General features: G+C 68.3%; 13 protein-coding genes and 1 riboswitch. Of the genes, 3 read left to right on the top strand and 10 right to left on the bottom strand.

Annotated elements, in window-relative coordinates:
- Positions 1 to 79: 79 nt before the first annotated feature.
- Genes BM355_RS09610 through BM355_RS09635 form a run of 6 tightly spaced genes read right to left on the bottom strand, consistent with a single transcriptional unit; the run spans position 80 to position 5,294 of the window.
- On the bottom strand, positions 80 to 1,036 hold the full coding sequence (locus tag BM355_RS09610) for an oxygenase MpaB family protein (protein ID WP_091697773.1): 957 nt from the start codon (positions 1,034 to 1,036) through the stop codon (positions 80 to 82).
- Positions 1,037 to 1,082: 46 nt separating this feature from the next.
- Positions 1,083 to 1,994: a DUF1963 domain-containing protein gene (locus tag BM355_RS09615; RefSeq protein WP_143109469.1), complete on the bottom strand. Its 912-nt coding sequence runs from the start codon at positions 1,992 to 1,994 to the stop codon at positions 1,083 to 1,085.
- A gap of 23 nt (positions 1,995 to 2,017) precedes the next feature.
- The gene (locus tag BM355_RS09620; RefSeq protein WP_245760716.1) at positions 2,018 to 2,929 is read right to left on the bottom strand and encodes a MetQ/NlpA family ABC transporter substrate-binding protein; all 912 of its coding nucleotides are present in this window, start codon (positions 2,927 to 2,929) and stop codon (positions 2,018 to 2,020) included.
- Between the two features lie 57 nt (positions 2,930 to 2,986).
- Complete coding sequence (locus BM355_RS09625) at positions 2,987 to 3,676, bottom strand: methionine ABC transporter permease (protein ID WP_091697779.1); 690 nt, start codon at positions 3,674 to 3,676, stop codon at positions 2,987 to 2,989.
- A complete protein-coding gene (locus BM355_RS09630; RefSeq protein ID WP_245760717.1) occupies positions 3,676 to 4,608 on the bottom strand; it encodes a methionine ABC transporter ATP-binding protein in 933 nt (310 codons plus the stop codon). The genes BM355_RS09625 and BM355_RS09630 overlap by 1 nt, the downstream gene beginning before the upstream one ends.
- The gene (locus tag BM355_RS09635) at positions 4,605 to 5,294 is read right to left on the bottom strand and encodes an OsmC family protein (protein WP_091697782.1); all 690 of its coding nucleotides are present in this window, start codon (positions 5,292 to 5,294) and stop codon (positions 4,605 to 4,607) included. The genes BM355_RS09630 and BM355_RS09635 overlap by 4 nt, the downstream gene beginning before the upstream one ends.
- 286 nt (positions 5,295 to 5,580) lie before the next feature.
- Here BM355_RS09635 and BM355_RS09640 point away from each other — a divergent pair, with 286 nt between their 5' ends.
- The gene (locus BM355_RS09640; protein WP_245760718.1) at positions 5,581 to 8,340 is read left to right on the top strand and encodes an HAD-IC family P-type ATPase; all 2,760 of its coding nucleotides are present in this window, start codon (positions 5,581 to 5,583) and stop codon (positions 8,338 to 8,340) included.
- 111 nt (positions 8,341 to 8,451) lie between these two features.
- Here BM355_RS09640 and BM355_RS09645 read toward each other — a convergent pair whose 3' ends face one another.
- Entirely contained in the window at positions 8,452 to 8,790 is a 339-nt protein-coding gene (locus BM355_RS09645) for an MmcQ/YjbR family DNA-binding protein (RefSeq protein WP_091697891.1), read from the bottom strand.
- Between the two features lie 26 nt (positions 8,791 to 8,816).
- Here BM355_RS09645 and BM355_RS09650 point away from each other — a divergent pair, with 26 nt between their 5' ends.
- Together BM355_RS09650 and BM355_RS09655 are read left to right on the top strand one after the other, a co-directional pair.
- On the top strand, positions 8,817 to 9,674 hold the full coding sequence (locus BM355_RS09650; protein WP_177227910.1) for a DUF1206 domain-containing protein: 858 nt from the start codon (positions 8,817 to 8,819) through the stop codon (positions 9,672 to 9,674).
- 124 nt (positions 9,675 to 9,798) lie between these two features.
- The gene (locus BM355_RS09655) at positions 9,799 to 10,203 is read left to right on the top strand and encodes a YtxH domain-containing protein (RefSeq protein WP_091697789.1); all 405 of its coding nucleotides are present in this window, start codon (positions 9,799 to 9,801) and stop codon (positions 10,201 to 10,203) included.
- A gap of 180 nt (positions 10,204 to 10,383) precedes the next feature.
- Here BM355_RS09655 and BM355_RS09660 read toward each other — a convergent pair whose 3' ends face one another.
- The 3 genes from BM355_RS09660 to BM355_RS09670 all read right to left on the bottom strand — a co-directional run bounded on the left by BM355_RS09660 (position 10,384) and on the right by BM355_RS09670 (position 15,167).
- Positions 10,384 to 11,805: an LLM class flavin-dependent oxidoreductase gene (locus tag BM355_RS09660; protein WP_281247575.1), complete on the bottom strand. Its 1,422-nt coding sequence runs from the start codon at positions 11,803 to 11,805 to the stop codon at positions 10,384 to 10,386.
- A 10-nt stretch (positions 11,806 to 11,815) separates the two neighbouring features.
- Positions 11,816 to 11,907, bottom strand: a riboswitch (SAM riboswitch).
- Positions 11,908 to 11,986: 79 nt separating this feature from the next.
- A complete protein-coding gene (locus tag BM355_RS09665; RefSeq protein WP_245760719.1) occupies positions 11,987 to 13,381 on the bottom strand; it encodes an LLM class flavin-dependent oxidoreductase in 1,395 nt (464 codons plus the stop codon).
- An 88-nt stretch (positions 13,382 to 13,469) separates the two neighbouring features.
- A complete protein-coding gene (locus BM355_RS09670; protein ID WP_091697797.1) occupies positions 13,470 to 15,167 on the bottom strand; it encodes a dipeptide ABC transporter ATP-binding protein in 1,698 nt (565 codons plus the stop codon).
- Positions 15,168 to 15,174 lie beyond the last annotated feature (7 nt).

The raw sequence follows: 15,174 nt of genomic DNA on the forward strand, positions 1-15,174 counted from the left end.
CCAGGCGACGTCCCGGCGGCCGCTCCGCCGGTCCCTCCCGTCCACCTGCATCCGCTCCCACTCTGCCAGAGGGATCAGATCACCGCCCGGGAGTCCCCAGCCTGTCCTGGCGGCGGCGCGCGGCCTGCTCGGCCGGGCCCGGCCGGGGCAGCACCCGCCCGATCACCCGCAGGGTCACCCTGCCCATCAGCCGGGTGAGTGCCGGGGCCGGGGTCCCGCGCAGTCCGGTCAGCTCCCGGTGCCGTGCCGGAAGGGAGTCGACGACTGCCAGGAACAGTGCCCGGTACCCGGGCTTCAGGTTCGCCTCCAACGGCGGGTCCTTCAGGAAGCCGACCACCTCCTGCACCCGCGCGCCCCCGGCCAGCTGCCGGTCGTCGTCGTGGTCCTGCAGGCGCTGCCTCAGCGCCGCCCGGGTACGCGGCGGATCCTGCACCCCCATCAGCTCGCCGGCCACCGCCCACTCGGCCACATAGGCGTCCGCACCGGAGACGCCCTCCGGCGTTCCCGGCGGGGCAGGGACCGGCCCCACGAAGTGCTCGTAGCTGGACAGGAACGCGTCCGTGAACGCCAGGTGCACCCACTCCGAGAGCCCCGGATCGTTGGCGGAGTACCGCCGCCGGCTGCCGTCGCCGGCGGTGTACTCGCCCCGGACCGGCACGTGCAGCCGCCGCACGTGCTCGCAGGCCTGACGCGCCTGCTCGCGGGAGCCGTAGGTGACGGTGAAGATCCAGCGGATGGTCCCGGCCAGCCGGGCGAAGGGATCGGCCCGGTAGTCCGAGTGCTCGGCCACGCCGGCGAGCGCCCCGGGGTGCAGCGCCTGGACCAGCAGCGCCCGAATGCCCGCCGGGATGGTGGACATCCCGCCGTGCACCGTCCACACCGCCGAGTCCGGTCCGAAGTGCCCGGGATCCCCTCCCTGGGCGAGCTCCAGCTGCCAGGCGGGCACCTGACCAGACCGGTCCCCGGAGAAGGTGTAGAGCAGGCTGCCGCGGAGCCGCTCCAGTGGTGCCGAGAACAGTCCGGTGGTCAGCCGCATGTCTCGAGGGTACCGGCCGCCCGCTGCTCGAACAGGACCAGCTGTCTCAGTCGGTGCGGATCATGCACCAGGCGTGGTCGAAGCGGCGCTGGGCCAGGTCCGAGGCGCGCATCCACACCTCCAGGCTGGACGCGTCCCCAAACCACCCGTTCAGCGTGGTCCACGACTCGATCTCCAACACCAGCCGGTGTTCGTCCTCCCCCTCCAGGGGCAGTGCCTCCGGCAGAACCTCGTCCAGGGGCACGGCGGATCCGGAGGAGCTGTGCCCGTAGACGTGCGTGAACGGGATCGTCCACCCCGGGGTGGGCTCCAGTCCGCGCTGGACCTGCCAGCTGCCGGCCAGTTCCTCGACCAGCTCGTCATGCTGTTCGAAGGAATGCGCCTGATCGTCGCGGTGCTCCAAGGACGAGGGCAGGGTGAACCCGGGCATGAACAGCCCGGGCTGGCACACCTCGCTGGGAACCTCCACATCCTCCGGCGGACGGACCAGCGGCCGGCGAGAGGCATCCTGCTCGGGACCGGGCAGCCACTGGACGAGCCAGCCGCGGGCCTGGCTGTCCTCGAGCTCGTACCCGTAGGTCTGCAGATCGTGGAACACCTGGAGCACCCCCTCCGTGGGCAGGCCCTCCTGGATCTGCTCCTGCGGCCAGGCGCGGCGGCTCTCCACATGCAGGGCGTCCACGCCGCCCAGATGGAACGTGGCCACATGGGCCAGTGGCCGCCCCTCGGCGTTGCATGGCCACCCACCCGGGTCCACCGCCGGGCCACCGAGCCAGCTGATCCAGGCACCGGTCTCCCAGAACTCGGCCAACTCCTGGGTGCCCGGTGCCAGGCTCTGCTCGGAGAAGACCGCGCTGTACCGCAGGTCCGGTGCCAGCCCCTCGGCGCCACGCTGGGTCAGCCAGGCAGCCACCTCAGGGAACATCGAGTGGATCGGGGCGGGAATCGATGAACTCACCGCGCTGGACCTCGTGCTCTGGATCAGAAGGAGGGGACCAGGGTGTTGTTGGCCTCGAGGAACTCCTTGACCTCGTCCGAGGTGAAGGCGTCCTTGAGCACCTGGATCTTCTCCGAGTCCACGTTGTCCTCGCGGGCCACCAGGGAGATGGAGAAGCGCTGGTCCACGTTCTCCTCCAGCACCACGGCGTCATCCGGGGTCAGCCCCACCTTGGCGATGTACGAGGGGTAGCTGTAGACCAGGGCGATCCCGTCCTCCTCGTAGGCGCTGGGCAGGTTCAGCAGGTCCACCTGGACCCACTCGAGGTCCTTGGGGTTCTCCTCCACATCGCCCACGCGGCCCTCGAAGCCCACGCCCTCCTTCAAGGTGATCAGCCCGTGGTCGTCCAGGATCGCCAGGGCGCGGCCCTCGTTGGAGACGTCGTTGGGGATGGCCACCTTGGCGCCCTGCGGGATCTCCTCCAGAGAGGTGTAGTCCTTCGAGTAGTAGCCGACCTTGGCGTCGTAGATCGGCGCTACGTGCACCAGGTCCGCGTCATTCTCCTGGTTGTACTTCTCCATGAACGGCTTGTGCTGGGCGAAGGAGGCATCGGCCTCACCGTCGGCCACCAGGCGGTTGTACTGGACGTTGTCGCTGACCTGGACCAGCTCCACGGTGTAGCCCTCCTCGGCGGCGACCTCACCGGCCTTCTTGACCACATCGGTCATGGGCGGCAGGTGCGAGGCCACCTTGATGACCGTGTCCTGACCACCGCCGGAGCCGCCTTCGCCTGCAGACCCTGCGGCGCCGTCGTCGTTGGCTCCACCGCCGCAGGCGGTCACGGCCAGCAGCGAACCGGCCAGCACCGTGGCGGCCAGAGCTCGGGCGCGCAGCGGGGCGCGGCGGGAGTACGAGCCGGCAGATCCGGAGGAGCGGTCAGAACGGGAGAACAGCACGGGGGTTACCTCTTTCAGGGATGTGAATGATGCGGTCGAGTGATTCAGGGGAAACGGTCAGCGGCGGCGCCGGTCCAGTCCGCGGGCGATCGTGCTGCCCAGCAGCTGCACCAGCATCACCAGCACGATCATGATGAGGATGGTCAGGTACATGATCTCCTCCTCGTAGGTCTGGTAGCCGTAGCGGATGGCGAAGTCGCCCACACCGCCGCCGCCCACCACGCCCATGATGGTCGAGTAGGAGATCAGGGAGATGGTCACCGTGGTCAGGCTCAGCACCAGACCGGACCTGGCCTCAGGGTAGAGGAAGCGCGTGACGAGCTGGCCGGTGGTGGCGCCCAGCGAGTCGGCCAGCTCCACCGTCTGCTCGGGCACGTCCAGCAGGGTCTGCTCCACCCACCGGGCGTAGAGCGCCACCGCAATGAACGCCAGCGGGACCGAGGCCGCCGTGGTCCCGAACGAGGTCCCCACCAGCCACCGGGTGAACGGGATCAGTGCCACCACGAACAGCAGGAACGGGACCGAGCGCACCACGTTCACGAACCCGTTGGCCACCGCGTACACGGTGCGGCGCGGCTGCGGCCCGTCCGGGCGGGTCAGGTACATCAGCGTGCCCAGCGGCAGCCCGATCAGCACCGCGGCCAGCAGCGCGTTGCCCAGCATCACCCCGGTCTCCAGGATGGATCCGAGCATCTCCGACTGGTAGCGGTCCAGCTGGTCGCGCAGGTTCTGCAGGATCTGTTCCATCAGCCCTCACCTTCCGGGGCGGCTGGGGCCTCGGCGGCCGGGGTGTGCGGGCCGAGGAACCGCTGGGCGCGCTCGGCGTAGGAGTCGAAGGCCTCGCGGGCGTCCGGCGGGGCCACGTCCACCAGCGCGGTGAGCCGCCCGCCCTCCAGCACCGCGGCCCGGTCACAGATCCCCTTGATCACGTCCAGCTCGTGGCTGACCAGCAGGATGGTGGTGCCCAGCTCGGTCCGCACCCGGCTGAGGATCCCCATGACCTCCTCCGTGTGATGCCCGTCCAGCGCGGACGTGGGCTCATCACACAGCAGCACGTCCGGTTTGGTCACCAGCGCCCGGGCGATCGCCACCCGCTGCCGCTCCCCACCGGAGAGCTGACTCGGATGCTTGTCCGCATGCGAGGACATCCGCACGAAGTCCAGCAGCTCCATCACGCGCGCTCGCTCAGCGTCCCGGCGTGAGGGTGCGCTCAGCGCCTGCGGCGCTGTCTCCCGACGACGGCCGCTCACCTCACTGCCTCGCTTCGCCAGGCGCAGGGGCATGGCGGCATTGGCGTACACGGTCTGGTTGGCCAGGAGGTTGAACTGCTGGAAGACCATGCCGATCCGGCGGCGGCGAGCCCGGGTGGCGGCGGCGGAGAGCGTGGCGAGGTCGGTGCCGTCCACCAGGACGCTGCCCTGCGTGGGGGTCTCCAGGCGGTTGACCAGGCGCAGCAGGGTCGACTTGCCGGAGCCTGATTCGCCCACCACCCCGAAGACCTCGCCCGGAGCGATCTGCAGGTCGATGCCCTGCAGCGCGTGCACGGTCCCGGCCCGGCGCCGTGCGGGGTAGGTCTTGGAGACCCCGCGGAACTCGATGAACGGGGTGGTGTTCGGCGCTGCGGCGGGCTGCGGGGCTGCGGTGTCGGGCTGGTCGGCAGATGCGGGCTGCGCGCTCACCGAGCCTCCCCTGCGCCATCGGATGCGGGGCCGGACTGCTCCGACCCCCTTCCCGGGACAGATCCGCCCGTCCCCGAGGTCCGCCCTGTCCCGGGAAGGGGGTCATCGACCTGAGCGCGCGTGTCCGTCACCGTTCCTGTGACCGTTTCAGTACTCTCCGGGCCCTCTCCGGTCACACGAACAGGGTCGCCCACGCGGTGAGCTCCTCCCTCGGCGTCCTCGGCGTCCTCGGCGCCCTCGGCCCCCTCGTCCCAGGCAGCCGCCCGGACCACCACCGGATCCCCGCGTCCGGTCAGCAGCTTGGACACCGGGCACCGCGCATGCGCCGCCTGCGCCACGTCCTGCAGCTCGCCTTCGGACAGGCCGGCCGACTCCTCCACGGACACGGTCGCCTCCGGGACGAACGCGTACTCCCCACCGGGCTCGCGGATCAGGCTGAGCTGCACGCTCACCCGGCTGCGCACCGGAGCACCGTCCGCCCCCAGCACGCCGCGGTCACGCAGCACGGCCTCCACGGTCGCATTCAGGCAGGTGCTCCACGCCATGCCCAGGAACTGCTCCGGATTCACCCCCTGCGAGGGATCGCTCGGCGGACCGGTCTGCACCTGCGGACCGTCACTGACCCGTACCCACCCGGCGGTGCCGCCGTCGTTGGTCACGGTGGTGCTGTAGATCCGCTGGGCCATCCGGCCAGGCTACTCCGTCCCGCGCGGAGCCGGCGTCCACCCAGGTCCCCGTGCGTCATCCTCAGGGATGACCCGGGCGTGCCCCGGATTCGCCCCGGAGAGGGAGGGCGCGGCGCTTCCCTGGCCACTACTCTCGAGGGTGGGCCGCACCGCGCTGTGCCCGCATCGCATCCACCCGCCGGCACGGCACCCGCACCGGGTTGCACCGGCACCACTGACGACCGACAGCAGCACCAGGGGGACATCGCACGTGAGGCGCCGACAGGACAGCGAGCCGGACCGTGACGTGCCCCCCGGAGTGACGGACCTGCGCACCGCTGACGCCTCCCCCCTCGGCGCCCACGCCGAACACGAGGACGGCGCCGACCTGCACCCCCACGAACAGAAGCGCCGCCACCACCTGGGTCGGCGCGGAGTGCACGGCCTGACCCGGCCCGGGGACCACGTCCTGGCCGGACGCGGACTGGACGGGGCCGACATCGTGGTCCGTGAAGAGGCCGGACTGACCAACCGTCAGCCCAAGGACACCTCCCGCTCGATCTGGAAGATCCTGCGGGTGCACGTGCTGACCCTGTTCAACCTGGCGATCGGGGCCTGCGCGGTGGCGATCATCGTGCTGGGGCGCTGGTTCGACCTCGTGTTCTGCCTGGCCGCCGTGGCCAATGTGGTGATCGGCGTGATCCAGGAGTACTCGGCCAAGCGGAAGCTGGACCGGATCGCGCTGCTGCACCAGGACGCCGCACACGTGCTGCGGGACGGCGCCGAGACGGACGTGCGCCTGGAGGAGATCCTGCTGGACGACGCCGTGGTGCTGCGCCGCGGCGACCAGGTCCCGGCGGACGGGATCGTGCTGACCAGCGACGGACTGGACATCGACGAGTCCCTGCTGACCGGCGAGTCCGATCCGGTGGCCAAGTCCGTGGGGGACGGCGTGCTCTCCGGCTCGGCGGTGCTCTCCGGGTACGGGATCTTCCGGGTGACCGCAGTGGGCGCGGACTCCCATGCCTCCCAGCTGGCGATCGAGGCGCGCAAGTTCTCCAAGATCCACTCCGAGCTGCGCGGCGCCCTGGACACCGTGGCCAAGTGGCTGACCATCGCCCTGGTGCCGATCGTGGCGATCATCGTGCACGGTCAGGTCCAGGCCGTGGGCGGCTGGGCGTACGTGCTGGAGAACGACGCCTTCGAGCCCGCCGTGGTCGCAGCCGTCGCCTCCATCACCTCGATGATCCCGCAGGGCCTGGCCCTGATGACCACCATCTCCTTCGCGGTGGCGGCCCTGAAGCTGGCGCAGGAGAAGGTGCTGATCCAGGAGCAGCCCGCCGTGGAAATCCTGGCCCGCGTGGACACCGTCTGCCTGGACAAGACCGGCACGCTGACCGAGGGCGGGATCGTCTTCGACACCGTCACCCCGGCCCACCCCGGCGTGGTCATGGACGCCGGTTCCGACGCCGCCGAGCCCGCCGAGCCCCAGCCCTGGCGGCAGGTGCTCGCCTGGTTCGGCGCCGACCCCAACGCCAACCCCACCACGCTGGCCCTGCGTGAGGCCTTCACCCAGCGTCCCGCTGAGCGCTCCACGGCGCAGGTGGCCTTCTCCTCCGCCCGCCGGTGGAGCGCGGTCGCCTTCGGCACCCCCACCTCTCCAGGCCTTCCCGACGACGGCCCGTCACCTTCCGCTGCCACGTCCGGTTCCGCCGCCCCCTCCGCTCCTGCGTCAGCCCCAGCGGACAGTCTCCGAGGCGCCTGGGTGCTGGCCGCACCCGAAGTGGTGTTGGACGCCGCAGGCGACCACCTGGATCCGGACCACGTGCAGCGGCTCGAGCGGCAGTGCCAGTCCAGCGCGTCCCAGGGACTGCGCACCATGGTGCTGGCCCGCTCCCTGTCTCCCGCCGCCGTCGGGAATGCCGTGCCGGAGGAGGCCGGAACCTGGTTCGGTGCCGGCGAGGACCTGCCCGCAGCGCTGATGCCGGAGGCCGTGCTGACCTTCCGGGAGAACGTGCGCAGTGACGCGCACGAGACCCTGGAGTTCTTCCGCGAACAGGGCGTGGCGCTGAAGGTCATCTCCGGGGACAACCCGCGCACCGTGGCCGCCGTGGCCCGCGAGGTCGGGATGGAGCTGGTGGGCGACGGCTATGACGCGCGGCGACTGCCCGAGGACCCCGAGGAGCTGGCCCGGGTGCTGGAGGAGCACTCGGTGTTCGGGCGAGTCTCCCCGGACCAGAAGAAGTCGATGGTGCAGGCGCTGCAGTCCCGCGGGCACGTGGTGGCGATGACCGGCGACGGCATCAACGACGCCCTGGCGCTGAAGACCGCGGACCTGGGGATCGCCATGGGCAACGGAGCGCCGGCCACCAAGGCGGTGTCCCGGATGGTGCTGCTGGACGGGAAATTCGCGCGGCTGCCCTCCGTGCTGGCCGAGGGGCGCAAGGTGATCGCGAACATGGAGCGGCTGGCGCACATGTTCCTGACCAAGACCTCCTACGCCGTGCTGTTCGGCGTGGTGTTCTCCCTGTTCGCCTGGCAGTTCCCGCTGCTGCCGAGGCAGGCCTCCACCGTGGACTTCCTGATGATCGGACTGCCCACGTTCTTCCTGGCCCTGATGCCCAACCCGCGGCGGTATGTGCCCGGGTTCCTGGGCCGGGCCCTGACGTTCGCCATCCCCTCCGGTGTGGTGATCCTGCTGGGCATGCTCGCGGTGAACGCGTACGCGCGGTGGTTCGTGGAGGACCCGGCGACGGTGTCCGTGCAGCAGATCCAGACCTCCTCGGTGATGACGCTGACCCTGATGGGCCTGTGGGTGCTGAACCTGATCTCGCGTCCGCTCAACCGGTGGAAGCTGCTGTTGATCGGGTCCATGTACGTGCTGCTGTTCCTGGTGCTGACCGTGCCGATCTCCCAGCAGTTCCACCAGTTCGAGCTGCCGCCGCTGGACCTGGGGCTGGCCGCCGTGGCGATCGGTGCCGTGGCCTGCCTGCTGCTGGAGGGCATCCACCGCTGGCACCACGCCCGGCTGAGCCTGGCCCCGGAGGACCCGCGGCCCGCAGCCTGAGCTGACTCTCCTCCAGGGCCGGTCTGCCGGTGCTGGCCTCCAGATTCCCCGCTGTTCCGTCACATCGTGGAGTTCCACTTCCACGGCTTGACATTGCGAGTGTGAGGCAGTTCAACCCTGCTCCTCGGGGCCGAGCCGGGCCAGCAGGTCCAGCCGGACGGTGTTCCAGTGGCGCTTGGACATGTGCCACCCGGGTTCGACGAACTCCTGCGCGGCACGCAGCCGGACGGCCAGTTCCGGCTCGCACTTGAGGTTCAGGCGGTGCCCCGAGATCAGCGCGAACATGCGGGCCGGACCCTGCGGACGGCCACGGACCTTCGCCACGGGCGTCTGCGGGTCGAAGGGCCAGTCCAACCAGGTGCCCGGCTGGTCAGAGCACCGCTGAAGGGCCCACTGGGTCCAGTCCGCCCATGCGTCCCCACCGCCTGCTCGCTGCTGATCTATGCTCACCGTCCCCAGTCTGGCACCCTGGTCTCATGCCACCCCGCCCCGCCGCAGAGCGCCCACTCCATCAGACCGTCCAGGCCGCCCAGTCCGTGGCGGATCACCCCTGGCTGGAGCGCCTGGCACGGGTGGGGTTCGTGGCCAACGGCGTGCTGCACCTGGTGATCGGGTTCCTGGCGCTGCGCGTGGTGGCCGGCGACGAACAGGAGCAGACCGACACCACCGGCGCCCTGGAGACCCTCTCCGGGATGCCCTGGGGGATCGTGCTGATCTGGATCTGCCTGGTCGGCTGTGTGGCCCTGGCCCTGTGGAACGCCGGACAGGTGCTGCTGCCTGCCTCCGGGTCCGGTGCCGGTTCTGACGCCGACCGTGCCGACCGATGGAAGACCCGGGGCAAGGCGGCCGGTCAGGCGATCGTGTTTACGGCACTGGCTGTGGTCTTCGGCACCTACGCGTTCGGCGGCAGCAATGACTCCGCCGAGTCCACCCGATCGCTCACCGCCACCCTGATGGCCCACCCGGCGGGCGTCGTCGTGCTCTATCTGGTGGGTGCGGGACTGCTGGTGATGGCCGGCTACTACATCTACAAGGGCACCACCCGGCGGTTCGGCACAGACCTGCGGCACTCCTCCGAGCAGAAGGTGAACACCGCGGTGACCACCCTGGGGACCGTGGGGTACATCGCCAAGGGAGCCGCACTGGCCGCACTGGGGACCCTGTTCATCCTCTCCACCGCCACCTCCGAGCCGGAGGAGTCCACGGGACTGGACGGCGCCCTGCAGGGGCTGGCCGCCCAGCCCTTCGGCGAGGTTGCCCTGGGGGCGTTGGGTGCGGGGCTGATGCTCTACGGCGTCTATCAGATGGTGCGCAGCCGTTACGACGTGATGTGAGCCACGAGTTGCCTGGATGTTCGCTGGGAGTAAGTTGACCGGCGGGGCCAGCAGGACAAGACTTCTCTCAGGACACCCCACCGGCGGAGTCCACTGAGTCCCCGCCACGATAGGAGACATCACCATGCGACTGATCACCCTCGGCATCGGCGCCGCTCTCGGCTACCTTCTGGGCAGCCAGGAGGGCCGCCGCAACCTCGAGAAGATGAGCAACAACGCCAAGAACTTCTGGCAGGACCCCAAGACCCAGCAGAAGGTCCACGAGGCCACGGAGACCGTCAAGGCCAAGGCACCCGTGGTGGCCGAGCAGGTCACCACCACAGCGAAGGATGTGACCGAGAAGGTGACGGACAAGGTGAACGAGATCAAGGACAACCAGGACGCCAAGGGCCAGAAGGACGCCGCTGGCGCTGACCTGACCCAGGGCAACGTCAAGGCTGGCTCGGAGAAGATCACCGTCGGCACCGACACCGTCTCCGACCCCTCGCAGTCCCTCGAGAACGAGGGCGGCGGACCCGACCGCTACTGAGTCGCCCCGCCCCGGAGCGTCACCTCCCCCGGTGAGCTGACGCCCTGAGAGCACGACGACGGCACCCCAGGTTCCCTGTGCAGGGAACCTGGGGTGCCGTCGTCGTGGGGTGGGGCCGGTGGCGCGGGCTGAGGCTGGCGGGCCAGGCTGGGCCGGCCAGCCTGTCAGCCGACCAGCCCGTCAGCCGACCAGCTGGCGGTTCCGCAGGGCGAACCGAGAGCCGTAGTGGTTCTCCGGCAGGTGGTCACCCTTGCCGAAGAGCTTGTTGCGCATGGTGCCCTCGCGGTACTCGGTCTTGTAGCGGCCGAGCTTCTGCAGCTCCGGCACCACGTACTCCACGATGTCCTCAAAGGTGCCCGGGGTGATGTGGTAGGCCAGGTTGAAGCCGTCGATGTCGGTCTCGTCCTGGATCTCGGCCAGGCGGCGAGCCACAGTTTCACCGGAGCCGATGATCACCGGGCCGAAGCCGCCCACACCGCACCACTCGGCGATGCGGCGCACGGTCCAGGGGTTCTCGTCGTCGCCGGATGCCTTCTTGAAGGTCTCGATGGTCGACTGGATCGCGTTGGACTCCACGTCGCCCAGCGGCTCATCCAGGTCGAACTGAGACAGGTCGATGCCCATCCAGCCGCTCATCAGCACCAGGCCGCCCTCGACGTCGGTGTAGCTGGCCAGCTCTTCGTACTTGGCCTGCGCCTCCTCGTCGGTGGCACCGGTGACGATGGTCTGCATGGACATGATCCGGATGTCGTACGGGTCGCGACCTGCCTCCACCGCAGCCTGGCGCAGCTTGGTGGTGGTGGCCTTGATCAGGTCCGGGGTCGGCGGGTTGATGAACACGGCCTCAGCGTGCTTGCCGGCGAAGGCGCGGCCACGGGTGGAGGCACCGGCCTGGTAGATCACCGGGGTGCGCTGCTTGCTGGGCTCGGTGAAGGCAATGCCGGGGGTCTTGAAGTACTTGCCCTCGTGCTCGATGCGGTGGACCTTGGTCGGGTCGATGAAGACACCGTTCTCACGGTCCTCGACGACGGCGTCGTCCTCCCAGGAGCCCTCGAGCAGCTTATAGACCACATCGAGGTACTCGTCGGCGTGGTTGTAGCGCTCGTCGTGCTCCATCTGGTCGTCGTGACCGAAGTTGCGGGCTGCCGAGGGCAGGTAGCCGGTCACCACGTTCCAGCCCACGCGGCCCTCGGTGAGGTGGTCCAGCGTGGCCAGACGGCGGGCGAAGGAGTAAGGGTGCTCGTAGGCGGTTCCGGCGGTGACGCCGAAGGTGAGGTTCTCGGTGACGGCGGCCATCGGTGGCACCACGAGGATCGGGTCATTGGTGGGCACCTGGGTGCCGGCCTTCAGAGTCGCCTCGTCCGAGTTGCCGTAGACGTCATAGGGACCGAGCACGTCGGCGATGAACAGTCCATCGAATAGGCCACGCTCCAGGGTCTGGGCCAGGTTGGTCCAGTAGCCCAGGGTGTTGTAGGTGCGCGACTTGTCCTCCGGGTGACGCCACAGACCCGGTGACTGGTGGGCCACGCAGTTCATGTCGAAGGCGTTGAAGAGGATCTCCCGCTGACCGGAGGCGGTGGTGGGGAAAGTGGATTCAGACACGATGATGCTCCTTCCATCGGTCCTGGCGGTAGCACCGATCCGTCTGTGCGGGGGTTGCTGCGGCGTCGTCGATCCAGGTCTCTCGGCCGCTCTTGATGGGTACGTGGTTCATTCGAGCACACCGCGGGCACCGGGTCGAACCAAGTGTCGTCCCATGACAGGTGCCTCAGGTGAACTCCCTTCATGAGCCGACGGGAAGTGGTTCCACTTCAGTCTGCTCCCGGGGGCGTTCAGTGGCTGCTGCGGAGTACTCAACGAACGCGCCGCGGTATGTTGCTCCGGGGTGGCCCTCGGGCAAACGGTCGCCTTGTCCGGTGAGCTTCTGGCGCAGTGTGCCCGGCGCGTACTCGACTTGCGCAAGCCCCCGGCGTCTCAGTTCGGGCAGTAGCCCCTGGATGATGTCGGTATATGTGCCGGGCAGAGTGGAATTGATGATGTTGATGCCATCGATGCCTGCGTCTTGCCACTGTTCCAAGACATCGGCGATCTGCTCGGGTGTTCCGGCCAGTCGGTTGTTGATGGACCGGTAGCGCACGAAGTCCTCCAGTGTGGGGTCCTCGGTATTCGCCGCACGGCGGACAGCCGCCAAGTGTCCTTGGCCGCCCTCGGTGGTGAGGTCCTTCATTTTGGTGTCCAAGGGGAGCCCGCCGAAGTCCACTCCGAGGTTTCCTCCTATGTGGCTCAACAGGGAGTCCATGTCCAGAGTCTGCTCCAGGTCATCACTCTTGCGCTGCACTTCTGCCTCCGTGGACCCCACGATGATGTGGAAGCCTTGGAGGAACTTGATGCTGTCGCGCGCGCGGCCTAAGGATTCGGCACGGTCCCGCACCTTGGCGGTGTACTCGGCCGCATGGGAAGGATCCACCAGCGCCGTGAACGTGGCTTCGGCGTGTGTGGCACAGAACTCCTGGCCTCGCGGGGAGGCTCCAGCCTGAAACAGTAGAGGGGTCCGCTGCGGGGAAGGGCTGGACAGGTGCGGCCCTTCGACAGAGTAGCGAACACCCTGGTGGTGGATCTTGGCAACCCGCTCTGGGTCGGAGAAGACACTTCCGGCCTTGTCCTGCAGCAGTGCCCCGTCGTCCCAGGATCCTTCCCAGAGCTTGTAGACCACGTCCATGTATTCATCAGCCCAGGCGTAGCGGTCATCGTGCTTCTCCAGACCAGCTGCACCGAAGTTCCGATGGGAGTTTTCCAGGGCCGACGTCACAATGTTCCATCCCACCCGGCCGCCGGAAAGATGGTCCAAGGTCGACATCTGACGGGCGAACTGGAAGGGGTGGGACTGGATGATCGAGCTGGTGGCGGCCAGGCCGATGTTCTCCGTCGTCGCCGCCAGCGCAGAGAGCAGCACGACCGGGTCGTTCGAGGGAATCTGCAGTCCATGGCGCAGGTGCTCAGCCCATCCGCCGTCGTGATTCCCATAGAGGCCGACGACGTCGGCGAAGAACATTGCGTCAAACTTGGCGTCTTCAAGTTCCCGCGCCAGCTCCTGCCACATGCTCAGCTCATTGAATCGGTGCTGTTGGGCTTCCGGGCGTCGCCACTGGCCGCCCTGGATGTGGCTGCCAGTATTCATGAGGAAAGCGTTGATGATCAGTCGCGGGCGAGTCCCCTGTGCACCGCCTGTGGCGGTAGTGGAGTGGTTCGTCATGAGCTGTGTCCTCCTAGTGGACCGGGGTGAGCTCGCGCAGCAGGTTCCCGGGGTTCGCTGCTAGCAGCGCCTGGGTGTGGTGCTCGCGAGGAGAGTCAAAGATCTCGCGCACGGTTCCGCTCTCCACAAGGCGGCCGGCCTGCATGACACCGACGCGGTCGGAGATCTGCTCCACGATGTGCAGGTCGTGGGAGATGAAGATGTACGTCAAGCCCAAATCACGCTGCAGCGCATCAAGTAGGTCCAGGACCTGCGCTTGGGTGAGTACGTCCAGAGCCGAGAGCGCTTCATCCAACACGATGGTGCGGGCACCCAGAACCAGGGCTCGAGCGATTGCGACGCGTTGACGCTGCCCTCCGGAGAGTTCAGCCGGCCGAGCGGCTGCCACCCGAGGAGGCAGGTTGACCTGCTCCAGGAGTTCGGCGACCTTCGCCTTGCGTTCGGCGCGGGTGCCGATCCGATGGTTGTCCAGGGGTTCGGAGACGATCTTCTCGATGCTCATCCGAGGGTCGAGCGCAGAATCGGGGTTCTGGTAGACCAACTGCAGGTCTTTCCAGAGGTCACGCCGCTGCCGACCTGTCAGGTCGCTGACGTCCTGACCGTGGACGTGCACGGTTCCCACGTCCTGGTGCAGCAGTCGCAAGATCAGTCGTGCCGTGGTGGACTTGCCCGAGCCGGACTCTCCCACCAAGGAGAAAGTCGTTCCCGCGGGCACCGAGAAGGACACATCGTCGACGGCGCGCCGTGCCGCCTCGCCCGTGCCGAAGACCTTGGTCAGTCCGTGGACTTCCACAGCGGGCAACAGCTGAGCCTCCAGATCCGGCACCGGATCCTTGATCCCGGCGGCGGCCAGAGCGCGCTCCAGGAGATCATCGGCCGGTGTGCGCTGCCCTGCAGCATCAACGAGCAGCTTGGTGTACTCATGCTGCGGGTCGGTCGCGATGGCCCGGACATCACGGTCCTCCACAATGCGACCGTTTTGCAACACCACAATTCGGCTGGCATGGTCCGTGGCCAGCGCCAGATCATGAGTCACGAACAGCACCGCTGTCCCGGTCTGTTTGGCCAACCGGTCAAAGACCTCCAGCACACGCTTCTGCACGGTGACGTCGAGGGCCGAGGTCGGCTCATCGGCAATCAGCAGATCGGGCTTGAGCGCGAAGGCCATGGCGATCAGCACACGCTGCTTCAGTCCGCCCGACAGCTCGTGGGGGAACTGACGCAGGCGCTGCTCAGGACGGTCGACGCCCACCAAGTCCAGCAGGCGTGCAGCTTCGGCAAGCTGGGATTCCTTGGATCGCAGCTCCTTCTGCGGGTGAATGCGAAACACCTCGGTGAGTTGATATCCGATGGTGCGGACCGGGTCGAGCGAGGCCCCAGGGTCCTGAGGCACCAACCCGATCCTGGTTCCCCGGACCCTGCGGAACTCCGCAGTGGAGGCGTTCACCAGGTCTTGACCGTCGAAGGTCAGAGTGCCGCCGGTGACACGACCGCTACCCGAGAGCAGCCCAATGATGGCCTTGGTCAGGGTGGACTTTCCGGACCCAGACTCGCCGACCAAGGCGACGACCTCGCCGGGGCGGATCGTTAGGTCGACTCCGTCCAGGGCGGGCGAGCTGTCCCCGTAGGTGACCTGAAGGTCCTGGATATCGACAAGAACTGGGGCGGAATCCGCCGTCGTGTGTGCGGGACTGTGTGTGTGAATGGTCATGAGAGTC

It is taken from the genome of Micrococcus terreus (assembly GCF_900116905.1).
In the GTDB taxonomy this organism is placed as follows: Bacteria; Actinomycetota; Actinomycetes; order Actinomycetales; family Micrococcaceae; genus Citricoccus; species Citricoccus terreus.